Source organism: Kiloniella antarctica, assembly GCF_042682825.1.
Taxonomy (GTDB): domain Bacteria; phylum Pseudomonadota; class Alphaproteobacteria; order Kiloniellales; family Kiloniellaceae; genus Kiloniella; species Kiloniella antarctica.
In genome coordinates, this window is record NZ_JBHUII010000013.1 from 77,968 (window position 1) to 90,333 (window position 12,366).

The 12,366-nt window shown below is 45.7% G+C and carries 11 protein-coding genes; 3 read left to right on the forward strand and 8 right to left on the reverse strand.

The genetic code is table 11. The features are described from left to right. Genes ACFSKO_RS18935 through ACFSKO_RS18945 form a run of 3 tightly spaced genes read right to left on the reverse strand, consistent with a single transcriptional unit; the run spans position 1 to position 3,548 of the window. Positions 1–1,296, reverse strand: coding sequence for a dihydrolipoamide acetyltransferase family protein (locus ACFSKO_RS18935; protein ID WP_380254599.1), 1,296 nt, complete (start codon positions 1,294–1,296; stop codon positions 1–3). A gap of 3 nt (positions 1,297–1,299) precedes the next feature. Then, on the reverse strand, positions 1,300–2,313 hold the full coding sequence (locus ACFSKO_RS18940) for an alpha-ketoacid dehydrogenase subunit beta (protein ID WP_380254601.1): 1,014 nt from the start codon (positions 2,311–2,313) through the stop codon (positions 1,300–1,302). Between the two features lie 2 nt (positions 2,314–2,315). Then, positions 2,316–3,548, reverse strand: coding sequence for a 3-methyl-2-oxobutanoate dehydrogenase (2-methylpropanoyl-transferring) subunit alpha (locus ACFSKO_RS18945; protein WP_380254603.1), 1,233 nt, complete (start codon positions 3,546–3,548; stop codon positions 2,316–2,318). Positions 3,549–3,705: 157 nt separating this feature from the next. Here ACFSKO_RS18945 and ACFSKO_RS18950 point away from each other — a divergent pair, with 157 nt between their 5' ends. Beyond that, entirely contained in the window at positions 3,706–4,176 is a 471-nt protein-coding gene (locus ACFSKO_RS18950; protein ID WP_380254605.1) for an Lrp/AsnC family transcriptional regulator, read from the forward strand. Positions 4,177–4,388: 212 nt separating this feature from the next. On the opposite strand, the gene ACFSKO_RS18955 is transcribed toward ACFSKO_RS18950, so the two are convergent. Then, a complete protein-coding gene (locus ACFSKO_RS18955; protein WP_380254607.1) occupies positions 4,389–5,966 on the reverse strand; it encodes a hypothetical protein in 1,578 nt (525 codons plus the stop codon). Between the two features lie 320 nt (positions 5,967–6,286). Between ACFSKO_RS18955 and bmt the strand changes: the two genes are divergently transcribed. Further along, positions 6,287–7,375, forward strand: a complete 1,089-nt coding sequence (gene bmt, locus ACFSKO_RS18960) for a betaine--homocysteine S-methyltransferase (RefSeq protein WP_380254609.1) — start codon at positions 6,287–6,289, stop codon at positions 7,373–7,375. A 91-nt stretch (positions 7,376–7,466) separates the two neighbouring features. Here bmt and ACFSKO_RS18965 read toward each other — a convergent pair whose 3' ends face one another. From ACFSKO_RS18965 to ACFSKO_RS18980, 4 genes are all read right to left on the reverse strand, one after another. After that, positions 7,467–8,165 carry an HAD family hydrolase gene (locus ACFSKO_RS18965; RefSeq protein ID WP_380254611.1) on the reverse strand — a complete coding sequence of 233 codons (699 nt, stop codon included), beginning with the start codon at positions 8,163–8,165 and terminating at the stop codon, positions 7,467–7,469. A gap of 18 nt (positions 8,166–8,183) precedes the next feature. Beyond that, positions 8,184–9,383, reverse strand: coding sequence for a choline ABC transporter ATP-binding protein (choV, locus tag ACFSKO_RS18970; protein ID WP_380254613.1), 1,200 nt, complete (start codon positions 9,381–9,383; stop codon positions 8,184–8,186). A 20-nt stretch (positions 9,384–9,403) separates the two neighbouring features. After that, positions 9,404–10,264 carry a choline ABC transporter permease subunit gene (gene choW / locus ACFSKO_RS18975; protein WP_380254615.1) on the reverse strand — a complete coding sequence of 287 codons (861 nt, stop codon included), beginning with the start codon at positions 10,262–10,264 and terminating at the stop codon, positions 9,404–9,406. Positions 10,265–10,450: 186 nt separating this feature from the next. Then, positions 10,451–11,401, reverse strand: a complete 951-nt coding sequence (locus ACFSKO_RS18980) for a choline ABC transporter substrate-binding protein (RefSeq protein ID WP_380254617.1) — start codon at positions 11,399–11,401, stop codon at positions 10,451–10,453. 355 nt (positions 11,402–11,756) lie between these two features. On the opposite strand from ACFSKO_RS18980, the gene betI reads away from it, so the two are divergent. Beyond that, positions 11,757–12,344, forward strand: coding sequence for a choline-binding transcriptional repressor BetI (gene betI, locus ACFSKO_RS18985; RefSeq protein ID WP_380254619.1), 588 nt, complete (start codon positions 11,757–11,759; stop codon positions 12,342–12,344). Positions 12,345–12,366: the final 22 nt, after the last annotated feature.

Genomic DNA, 12,366 nt, shown 5'->3' on the forward strand with positions numbered 1-12,366 from the left:
TTAGCCCTCCATAAAGATCATTGCAGGAGTTTCGAGAAGACCTTTGATCCGCTGAACAAAAACAGCGGCATCCCAGCCATCGATAACCCGGTGGTCAAAACTTGAAGAAATATTCATCATCTTCCTTGGCACAAAATCTGTTCCGTCCCACATCGGGCGAATAGCCATTTTATTCACGCCCAAAATAGCCACTTCCGGATGATTGATCACAGGTGTCGTTGCAATCGCCCCCAGAGGCCCAAGAGACGTAATGGTAATAGTTGAGCCACTAAGCTCTTCACGTGTCGCTGTCCCCGCTTTCGCGGCTGTAGCTAAGCGATTTACTTCTGCAGCACACCCCCAGACATCTCGAGCTTCGGCATGTTTAATAACAGGCACCACAAGACCGTTTGGGGTTTGCGCCGCCATACCTATATGAACACCACCATATTGGTGAACCACCCCGTTCTCATCATCAAAGATCGCGTTTAAATTTGGCTGTTCACTCACAGCCTTAACCAAAGCGCGCATTAAAAAAGGTAAAAGAGTTAACTTTGATTGTTCCTCAGTCTTTTTCTTATTTAACATTCCCCGTAGCTCTTCAAGCGCGGTCATATCAACTTCTTCAACTATTGTAATGTGTGGGATACGGGATTTAGAAATCGACATTTTTTCGGCAATTTTTCGCCGGAGGCCAACGATTTTTACATCCGTTACCGAAGTATTAGCAATATGACCGTTACCTGAGTGTACCTTAACCGCACTGCCATCAAAGTACACATCGAGGTCTTCGTGGGAAATACGACCAGCAGGCCCCGTTCCCGTTACTTGTCGAAGATCTACTCCGGCATCCATAGCACGTTTTCGCACCGCAGGCGATGCGATAGGCTTTTCTCCTTCAGCCCGAATAGGACCAATGGTTGCCTGACGTGCAGGCGCAGCACTGGGCTTCTCAATTGTAATTTTCTTTTTTGGAGGTTCCACGACAAATGCAGAATCTTGAACGGCCTGAACCACGTCAACGGGTTCCGCTTTCTCGAATTTTGCTTCCCCTTGATCAACAACATTGCCTTCGCCATCAACTTCCAGTTTAATAATAGGAGAGCCTACAGCCATCACATCACCAGGTTCAGCACCCAGCCAGATAACACGACCATCTACAGGTGATGGAATTTCGACAGTTGCCTTATCCGTCATCACTGCCGCAAGTACAGCATCTTCCTGGACAACATCACCAATGGCAACTTCCCACTCCACAATTTCGGCTTCAGCTACACCTTCACCCACATCGGGAAGCTTAATAACAAATGTACCCATAAATCAGGCCTCCATTACTTGTTTAAGTGCACGTCCTACGCGGGCAGGGCCTGGGAAGTAGTCCCACTCTTGAGCATGCGGGTATGGTGTATCCCAACCAGTAACACGTTGGATGGGCGCTTCAAGATGATAGAAACAAGTTTCCTGTACACGCGAGAGCAGCTCTGCGCCAAAGCCAGAAGTAAAGGTGGCTTCATGAACCACAACACAGCGTCCGGTTTTCTTAACCGAAGCAATAATAGTCTCTTCGTCCAAAGGTAAGAGGCTTCGCAGGTCAATAATTTCTGCGTCAATACCAGTTTCTTTTGCTGCAGCTTCGGCAACATAAACCATCGTGCCATAAGCCAGTATTGTTACGTCTGTGCCTTCTTGAACGACCTTCGCTTGACCAAAAGGAATACTGTAATACCCTTCTGGAACCTCGCCCAATTCATGTTTGGACCACGGTGTGACAGGTTGGTCATGATGACCATCAAAGGGACCATTATAAAGGCGTTTGGGTTCCAGAAAAATTACAGGGTCATCATCTTCAATAGCTGTAATTAAAAGACCTTTCGCATCCGCAGGATTTGACGGCACCACAACTTTTAGGCCTGAAACTTGAGTAAAGGTCGCTTCTGGGCTTTGACTGTGGGTTTGTCCTCCAAAAATGCCCCCACCCGTCGGCATACGGATCGTAATCGGTGCCGTAAAATCCCCTGCAGAGCGATACCGTAAACGGGCAGCTTCGGATACAATCTGGTCATAAGCCGGATAAACATAGTCAGCAAATTGAATTTCAACACAAGGCCGTAGACCGTAGGCCCCCATACCAATTGCTGCTCCAACAATTCCCGACTCATTTATAGGCGCGTCAAAACAACGGTTCTTACCGTACTTTTCCTGTAAACCGTGAGTACAACGGAAAACACCGCCAAAATAGCCAACATCTTCTCCAAAAACGACCACGTTGTCGTCTTTTTCCATCATCACATCCATCGCATCACGGATGGCTTCAATCATCGTCATTCTGCTCATGATTAGAATCCCGCTTCCTGACGTTGTCGCCTCAAATGAGGAGGCATTTCTTTATAAACATCTTCAAACATATCTTTGGCAGATGGAGATCCACCCGAATGGAGTGTTCCGTGGCTTTCTGCTTCTTTTTGAGCCGCAAGAACAGTATCTCTAATTTCAGCTCCGACCTGTTTATGCCGCTCTTCTGACCAGGCTCCAATTGCAATCAAATGTAATTTCAAGCGCTCAATAGGATCCCCTAAAGGCCAGACATCTGACTCTTTCTTTGGACGATAAGCCGCCGGATCATCAGAGGTTGAATGTCCCCCTGCTCGGTAAGTTACATACTCAATCATCGTAGGACCAAGGTTGCGGCGTGCCCGTTCAGTTGCCCACTTTGCAACGGCATAAACGGCAAGGTAATCGTTACCATCCACCCTTAATGCCGGAATACCAAAACCGTGTCCGCGTGCCGCAAAAGTTCCCGAACCGCCTTTAGCTATGCCTTGAAAAGTAGAGATCGCCCATTGATTATTTACTACGTTGAGGATTACCGGCGCTTTGTAAGTAGAGGCAAAAACAAGGGCAGAGTGAAAGTCGGACTCTGCGGTTGAACCATCCCCGATCCAGCCTGCAGCAATCTTAGTATCATGTTTGATGGCCGATGCCATAGCCCAACCAACGGCTTGAATATATTGAGTGCCAAGGTTTCCTGAAATGGAAAAGAAACCATATTCTTTTTCGGAATACATGATGGGCAGCTGACGACCTTTGAGCGGATCTTCCTCATTAGAGTAGATCTGGTTCATCATCTTGACCATCGGGTAGTCTTGAGCCAGCAACAGGCCCGCCTGACGATAGGTCGGGAAATTCATATCCCCCTTTTCCAGCGCACACTGAAAGGCCGTGGCCACAGCTTCCTCACCCAGGTGCTGCATGTAAAAGGATGTCTTTCCTTGTCGTTGTGCCATTGTCATACGGGCATCAAACGCCCGTAGTGTCATCATGTGACGAAGGCCTTTGATAAGCTCATCATCACTGAGAAGCCCTGCCCAAGGACCGACGGCTTCACCTTCACGATCTAGCACCCGAATAATGGAATAGGCCAAGTCCCTAATATCTTCCGGGGAAACATCCACCTCTGGCCGGCGGACACTTCCAGCCTTGGGAATACTTACATTAGAGAAATCAGGTGTATCTCCCGGACGGAATTCTGGCTCTGGTACATGTAAATGCAGCCGTTGTTTTTCCGACATATATCACTCCCTAGGGTTAAGGCCGTTGCATAGGCCTTCTTTTTTATCTCTGTCAGCAATTATGACATATTAGCTCTGGTGATTATTACTAAAGTTGGTAGTCTTAATCTAAATTTAAGCGTTTTATCACTAACAAACATCACACAAGTAGAGATTTATGGAACTCGATAGTATTGATATAAAGATATTGCGAATCCTTCAAACCGAAGGTCGTATCCGCTCTATTGAATTGGCCGAACGCGTCGGCCTGTCGCCAACGCCCTGCGCCCGCCGTGTAAAAATGCTGGAAGATGAAGGTGTTATCACGGGATATGCGGCCAGAGTTGATCAAACCAAGCTTGGGTATATGATCAACATCTTTGTGTCTGTAGAGCTTGAAAAACAGGCCTCCGAAAACCTCAAACAATTTGAAGAAGAAATCGATAAATTTGAAGAAGTTGTTGAGTGTTATCTGATGACTGGAAGCCAAGACTTCCTTCTCAAAGTCGTTGCTACCGACCTTATGGCATTTGAAAAGTTCCTTCAGGAGAAATTGACACGCATACCAACCATACGGGCCGTCAGATCCCGTTTCGCCCTTCGTAGCATCGTCGAAAGGAACGCCTTGCCTAGCCCACAGCGTCCCTAACACGAACCGCGTATTTTGAAAACTTTGGATACATTTGATCACTTAGGCACTCCTTAAAAAGTTCTTCGCCTTAGATCAGACTCCTATATAATCGCACTAGTTGTCTTATAAAATATTATACTAGGAAATTTTAAATACAATCGAACACAAAAAAACTGTACTCTGTTTGAGTACAGTTTTTTTTAATTTCAATGTTATTTTGTTCGGCTTATCTATTCAGTCACAACTGGTAACGGTAATCGGTGACGAACCAGAAGGTCTCCAATGCTGTTGGCCTTATACTCAATCAATGTATCAGGACCGCCCCAGATAGGGACAGCACGGCCAAGACGGGCCATAAGATCGTAAATAATGAACTTGGCGACCGCATTCCCCCCACGTGTTCCCTCATAGAGCAATTGCAGTGGATAGGCCGCATTACCAATTACAGGAATAAATCCGAGCAAAAGAGCCAGCCAAGGTCGACGGCCTCCACGAGCCGTGGCGGCTATGATCCTACATGACGTATAAATCGTCCGAACGATAACGCCCGCACTGAGATAACCAATTACCCCCCCAGCCACACCGATAACGCCCGTAGCACCCAAGGTGAAAATGGTGGTTAACGTAATAACTTTCACAAAAGGTTTAAGCGCCATCAATACCCCAAAATCGGTGATATAAAGGCTGCTCTCGCTGTTTTCCATTTCGTGCTTAAGGGTATCAGCTTCATGATCTGTGAGCTGGCGACGTTTGCGCCAGTTTTCAATACCTCTGGCAACGACCAAACGGCTCAATTGTGAGCGGTAGGACGGCATAAACATAAAAGCACGAACCATTGGCAACAAATGGCTTAATTGTTTAAGTAACTTACTTTCTTGCACCATCCGGCCAAGTTTCGCAAAGCCGCGAGAAAGGCCACTTTTAATCAGGCGGCCATACCAGCGTAACGGTCGTGTTTTGTAATGTTCGGCTTCTTCTTCTGTTATCTTACTACGGGCAAGCCTCGATTGAATACTACGTTGCAAACGAGACATAAAACGCCAGTCATCATCCTTGTGAACCAGACCTTCGGCATCAACACATAGCTCGTCAAATTCTTGCGAGCTCAGTACATTAAGCAAAGCATCACTATTATCGTCGATATAACGGCGTAATTTTGGCACATCGACATCATCATAAAGCGGACGACCATTAGCTAAAGTACGTTGGAGATAAAAACTGAAAAGAAGAATAGGATTAGCTGGGAAAAGAGCCGGCACACCAGATTCCAAATCAACCCATACCCACCGGGTCTCACCAGTTTCCGTTGTTTCTAGTAAAAAATTACTGGTCGCAACCGGATTACCATAACCTGCTTGCCAAGCAAGGCCGTCAAAACCAGAATCAAGTAGCAAAACTTGAAGAGGTTTCATAACGTTATCGACAAGATCTTTGATCTCGTTTTCTTTCATCGAGGAATAAGGGTGGTGTAAAGAAGGCGCACGGCCGTCAATAAATTCCATCGTGATTTCGTTTGCACGAAACTCATCATTCCAAGAAGTCGAAATTATTTCTGCAATTCGAAGCTTTCCAGGAAGCCATAGTTTCATCAAAGCAGATAACACCCGACGTCGACAAGCCGCCTCAGCGATTGAGCCTTTATGCCAAATATAAGGGTTATTCGCGCCAAAGATCACAGTGTGAACCAAGCCAGCCAAACTGGAACCAACAAAAATTTTCCGCGCAGTAGCACGACCATCTGGCAGATGATCCAAATAAACCGTTGCCGAACGACCTGCGCCGATCTTTCTGTCTTTTAAACTCGACATAAACTTTTATCCAACCCTTGTATGATGCTCATAGGCCCCTTTAGAGACTTGATAGAAAGTCCGATTTTGTTAGTCAGCGCTAGGGGGAAACCTTATGAGCTGCACATATCTATACCTATTTAGCATAAATGAACAGCCACCTAGAGACATAAATGTCACTTTTATGACCCAAATAGTTCACGTATTAGAAATTACAAGGCATGTTAACCATACCAGCGACCAAAACCATATAAAGAAAACCTGATATAGCTTGCGTATCTCGAAAAAAGAGCCTAATTTCTGATAATAGATCAATTTCAATATTATCTGGTAGCTGAACCATGGCGAATAAATTTCTAGAACTCCTTAAAACACGCGACTGGTTGCTTGCAGATGGCGCGACAGGGACTAATCTTTTCGAAGTTGGTCTCCAGACAGGTGATGCTCCTGAGCTCTGGAATGTTGATGAGCCAGAAAAAATTTATAACCTTCAAAAGTCATTTGTTGATGCGGGTTCTGATATCATCCTAACAAATACGTTTGGTGGTACGCGCAACAGAATGAAGCTCCATAAAGCTCAAGATCGTGTGGCAGAAATTAATGCTGCAGCTGTAAAAATTACAAAAAGGGTCGCTGATCAAGCTGACCGTCCCGTAATTGTTGCAGGCTCTATGGGCCCAACAGGAGACATCTTTGAACCAGTGGGAAGCTTAAGCCGCGAAGATGGAATAGCTGCGTTTCGCGAACAGGCCTTTGCTCTTGCAGAGGCTGGTGCCGATGTTCTATGGCTGGAAACCATTTCAGCCCCGGAAGAGCTTGAGGCAGCCGTCACGGCATGTAGCGAAACTGGCCTACCAATTGTTACGACCCTAAGTTTCGATACCAACGGTCGTACAATGATGGGATTAACCCCTGCTGATTTTGCTCGACGGGTTAAAGAGCTTTCCCCTGTACCTGTTGCTTATGGCGCAAATTGTGGTGTAGGTGCATCCGAAATGGTAACAGCATTGCAAAATATGGCAATGTGCTCCGAAGAAGGCGACGTGCTGGTATCAAAAAGCAATTGCGGTATTCCAGAATATGTTGATGGTGCTATTCGCTATACTGGCACTCCGGAACTGATGGCTGAATATGCACGTATTGCCGTTGATTCTGGTATTAAAATTATCGGCGGATGCTGCGGAACAACACCTAATCACGTAAGACACATGCGTGAAGCACTTGATAACCATACCCGGGGCGCCAAGCCAAGCCTCGATGAGATTGTCTCTCGTTTAGGAGAAATATCCAATGGCGCGAGAGCAATGAACGAAGCTGGTCCCCTAGGGGCAAAACCTACAGAGCCCGTTACGGGTGGCGGCAAAAAACGTCGGGGGCGTGATCCTAAACGCAAAGCCGCCGATGATGGAAAATTCCCCGGCGAAGTTTAACCGAAACATAATGTATAAAAAAGGACCTCAAAGTTGAGGTCCTTTTTTATACGACTTGGATCAGAAGATTTAAATCATAGTTAGTGCTTAACTAGCCCAATAAGCTTTCGATCTCTTCGATTGAGGAGAGAACATGATCAGCAACACGTGCCAACTCTTCTCGCTCAGATGTTCCAGTTAGCACACCAACTTTCATTCCCACCTTGGCATTCACGCCCATTTCCATATCGTGTAAGTTATCCCCAACAACCATAACACTGCTTGGGTCCAACGCTATGGCAGAACAGAAACCAGCGACCATTCCTGCTGTTGGTTTCAAACCATGTCCAGAATCATAACCCGCAACAAAATCCAATTTTTCCAAAACATTAAAACGTCCCAAAGAACGACGGGCACCCTGCTCGCTATCACTGGTCGCAACACCAAGCGTCAAACCACGCGCCTTTAAACGATCAAATAAAACTGCCAATTCAGTAACAGGTACTGCAGCGGCCTCGCCATCTTCTTGAAAAATTGCTTCGACTTTAAGTATCAAGTCATCGTAATCCGCATCAGATAAAAACTCACACCACTTGGCGACAATCTCGCCATTACTACTCGCAGCCAACATAGATCCAGGAAGCACACGTCCAAGATTATGGTCGTACCCTGTTTCAGCGAGTAGTTTGGCGGCAAGATCTTCATCCCCTCGTGCTGCCATTAAAGCAGCCTTCCGGTTCAAAGGCATCCAGCTCTGTTCATAGTCCAACAGAGTACCGTCCTTATCAAAAAGGATTGCTTTTATTGTCATAACTATAGCTTTCTTCGATTATTGAGCGGCGTCAGCGATAGAACTTTGACGCAGGATGCCCTGATAAATCTCTTCATCCCCGACAACACCTACCAGACGATTATCTTCCACCAACAAGATAGGATTACCTGTCGCCTGTCGGAGTTCAATCGCCCGCTTCATCGTGATATCCGGGGACGCCATAACAATATTATCTTCACCAATATCTGAAAGCAGGTTCTCTTCGCCGAAATTAAAGAGTTTCAAGTCCTGCTTATCATCAAAGATAACTTTACTAACCGCACCATCGTTACCAAGAGAAACCTTAAAGGCGTTATATTTGTCGAGTATCAGAAGATCATTCGCTTTCTTTAAATCTTCCGTTAGCGTCATAAGAGAAGCACAACGAAGAACGTTCAACGGGTTCATATGAGCAACAAATTCTGCAACGTATTCATTTGCAGGATTAAGTACGATCTCTTCCGGTTCACCGTATTGGACGATACGTCCGCCTTCCATAATAGCAATATGAGTACCAATTTTCAGGGCCTCATCGAGATCATGGCTCACAAAGATGATCGTCTTTTTGAGGTTACGCTGCAGCTCAAGAAGTTCATCTTGGAGATGATCACGAATGAGAGGATCGAGCGCTGAAAAAGGCTCATCCATCAGTAAGATATCCGCATCTGTGGCAAAGGCACGGGCAAGCCCTACGCGTTGTTGCATGCCTCCGGAAAGCTCGTGCGCGTACTTGTCTTTCCACTGGTCCAGACTAACCATTTTGAGCTTCTCTTCAACGATTGCCTCGCGCTCGGCTTTTGGCATGCCCTTTAACTCAAGACCAAGACCAACGTTCTCGGATACTGTTCGCCACGGCAGAAGAGCAAACTGCTGGAATACCATTGAGACGCGCTCCATACGCATATGACGCAAAGTTTTCGCATCACAAGAAGCAACATCCACCATCGTGTCACCATCTTTAACCAGCACCTCACCCCGGGTTACAGGGTTCAAGCCATTTACCGCACGTAACAAGGTTGACTTCCCAGAGCCTGAAAGCCCCATAAGAACACAGATTTCACCTTCTTCAATTTTGATGGTTCCATCGGCAACTCCAAGGACACACCCCGTAGCCGCAAGGATTTCATCGCGGGTCTTACCTGCATCAACCATCGGAATGGCATCTTTTTGGTTATCACCAAAGACAATATCGACGTTTTTAAATTCTACAGCTGACATGATTATGCTCCATCCCTACCTTAAGCGCCATCAACGGGGGCATTGCGCTGTTTACACAACCGATCAAGCAAGATCGCGACAATAACAATAGCCAAGCCAGCTTCTATACCCATATCAATCTGGCGTGAGTTTAGCGCGCGGACAACAGGTTTACCCAAGCCACTGGCACCGACAAGTGCCCCGATAACAACCATAGACAATGACAACATAATACACTGTGTCACACCTGCCATAATAGTTGGAAGCGCATAGGGAATTTCGACTTTCCAGAGCAACTGTTTTTTGGTTGCACCAAAAGATTCTGCGGCTTCGATCAATGGTTTTGGAACAGAAGACACACCGAGATGAGTGAGGCGTACTGGCGCCGCAAGTGCAAAGATAACTGTCGCGACAAGAGCAGGAACCATTCCCAGTCCAAAGAGTGTCATTGCAGGAATGAGATACACAAAGGTTGGAATTGTCTGCAGTAAATCAAGAACAGGCCGTAAGGCAGAAAAGAGCCACGGTCGGTGAGCTGCTGCGATCCCCAAGGGAACACCAATAACCATACAGACCACAGTTGCATAAACGACAAGAACAAGAGATTCTATTGTTTCTTCCCAATAACCCTGATTAATAATAAACAATAAAGAAAGAACGACAAACAGAGATAGCTTCCAAGAACGTTGTAAATATTGAGCAACCGCAGTTACTAATACAATCAAAATCACAGATGGTACCAGCAGAAGCAATTCAACTGATCCATCGATCAAAAAGCTACCACCATCTGTAATTGCGTCAAAAAATCCTGCAAAATTATCGATGAGGAAATCGAAGAAAGCTTCGCCCCATTTTCCTACAGGAATTTTATGGCCAACCAACCATTGTTCAATACCCGACATCGTCAATCCCTCTGTTCTAAAAGCAAACTCGACGTTTTTCGAGCCTTTGCCTATTTTTATTCCAGCCAATACCCACTTAACTATTATTTAAATGCGCGAGTACCGTCACTGGTTTTATTTTCATTAAACATACAAGAGGGCTGACAAAATGCCAGCCCTCTGTAACATATTTACTTATCGATCAGATTAGAGTCCGAGATGTGCTTTTACAGCAGCAAGACCATCACCGCCGTCAAAAGTAGTCACACCAGCAAGCCAAGCATCCAGTGCTCCTGGGTTAGCTTTTAGCCACTCAGTTGCCGCAACAGGACCTTCTTTACCGTCATCAAGGATAGCGCCCATTACTTCATTTTCCATTGCGAGGGAGAACTGAAGATTATTAAGAAGCTTGCCTACGTTTGGACAATCAGTTGCATAGCCTTTACGAACGTTCGTATAAACATTCGCACCACCGAAATTTTCACCAAAGATCGCATCACCACCAGATAGGTAGGTCAACTCAAAGTTGGAATTCATTGGGTGTGGTGCCCATCCGAGGAACACAACTCCTTTGTCCCGACGCGTTGAACGTGCAACTTGAGACAACATACCAGCTTCGGAAGATTCAACGACTTCGAAACCTTTGAGACCAAAGGTGTCGGCGTCAATCATATCTTGTATCAAACGGTTACCATCGTTACCCGGCTCAATACCATAAATTTTGCCATCGAGTTCATCTTTGAACTTTGCGATATCTGCAAAATCTTTCAGGCCTTTGTCAGCCAGGTACTTTGGAACAGCAAGAGTGTATTTTGCGCCTTCCAGATTGACGCGCACAGTCTCAACAGAACCTTCATCACGATAAGGTGCGATATCTGCTTCCATTGTCGGCATCCAGTTGCCTAGGAAAATATCGATATCTGCGTTTTTAAGACCCGCATAGGTAACTGGTACCGATAGAATCTGAGTTTCAGGCTTGTACCCAAGACCTTCGAGAACAACTGAAGTCGTTGCTGTTGTTGCGGTAATATCTGTCCATCCAACGTCAGAAAAGGTAATATCTTGACAGCTTGCTGGGTCGGCGGCTTGCGCACCTGTTGAAAGTGCAGCGGCAGCAATAGCGAGAGTGCTAGCCGAAACCAAGTGTTTGAGGTTCATTCACTTGTCTCCATTTTATTTGCGCTCGGGATAAGTCCTGAGGCTTGAATTAGGTTTATAGCAAAATCCCTGCGGTTTTGTTCTTTTTTTTGCAAGATTATCGCCTGATTAACTCCCTTGAACGACACCTTAAGTGCGTCGTTACCTTACTATCAGTAATTTATTTTGATTGAACGTTCAATCAAAATAAATTACTGATAGGTTTAACATCAGCGTTTGATTCCATAGAAAATTCACATTTTTCACAACGAAATCAAATAATAACGCCAAGCAAAAACGACGATAACTAGTTATTTATTTCTATCGTTATGACTCCAAGAAATGGAAACAGAGCACTATAAGGGAATCTAAGAACTTGCCAAAAGTCGGAATGGAAGAAATCAGGAAAGCACAGTTGATTGAGGCAACAATTGCCGTGATCCACGAAGAAGGCTTTACCAATGCCAGCATTTCGAAAATTAGCAAACGTGCTGGATTGTCTTCTGGTATTGTCGCTCATTACTTTGATGACAAATCCGGTCTCTTAACAGCCACGCTACAGCACTTAATGCGCATGCTGGGTGAAGAAACCAAAAGTCAACTTTTACACGCACGAACACCAATTGAACGGCTCTTGGCAATCGTCAACTCTAACTTTGCGGACGATCAATTCAAACCCGGTGTTGTTGATGCATGGCTTGCCTTTTGGGCTTTAGTACCCACCTCACCCAACTTGGCACGCCTCCACAGAATCAATGAACGGCGGATGCAAAGCAATTTTCAACACGCCCTCAAACCATTGCTTCCTGCAGAAAAGATTACCAGCACAGCAACCGGACTTGCCGCGATGGTTGAAGGGCTTTGGATCAGATGCGCATTGACAAAAGGGGGCGTCACCCCAAAACAGGCAATTGCGATCATGGAAAGCTATATAAACAGCCAAATTATGGCTCACCAAGAATAATCCAACCATCATCATTTTCAAC

Bases quoted from the DNA above. Each gene is read 5' to 3' on its own strand.
- ACFSKO_RS18935 (WP_380254599.1), bottom strand. From the start codon at position 1,296: ATGGGTACATTTGTTATTAAGCTTCCCGATGTGGGTGAAGGTGTAGCT.
- ACFSKO_RS18940 (WP_380254601.1), bottom strand. From the start codon at position 2,313: ATGAGCAGAATGACGATGATTGAAGCCATCCGTGATGCGATGGATGTG.
- ACFSKO_RS18945 (WP_380254603.1), bottom strand. From the start codon at position 3,548: ATGTCGGAAAAACAACGGCTGCATTTACATGTACCAGAGCCAGAATTC.
- ACFSKO_RS18950 (WP_380254605.1), top strand. From the start codon at position 3,706: ATGGAACTCGATAGTATTGATATAAAGATATTGCGAATCCTTCAAACC.
- ACFSKO_RS18955 (WP_380254607.1), bottom strand. From the start codon at position 5,966: ATGTCGAGTTTAAAAGACAGAAAGATCGGCGCAGGTCGTTCGGCAACG.
- bmt (WP_380254609.1), top strand. From the start codon at position 6,287: ATGGCGAATAAATTTCTAGAACTCCTTAAAACACGCGACTGGTTGCTT.
- ACFSKO_RS18965 (WP_380254611.1), bottom strand. From the start codon at position 8,165: ATGACAATAAAAGCAATCCTTTTTGATAAGGACGGTACTCTGTTGGAC.
- choV (WP_380254613.1), bottom strand. From the start codon at position 9,383: ATGTCAGCTGTAGAATTTAAAAACGTCGATATTGTCTTTGGTGATAAC.
- choW (WP_380254615.1), bottom strand. From the start codon at position 10,264: ATGTCGGGTATTGAACAATGGTTGGTTGGCCATAAAATTCCTGTAGGA.
- ACFSKO_RS18980 (WP_380254617.1), bottom strand. From the start codon at position 11,401: ATGAACCTCAAACACTTGGTTTCGGCTAGCACTCTCGCTATTGCTGCC.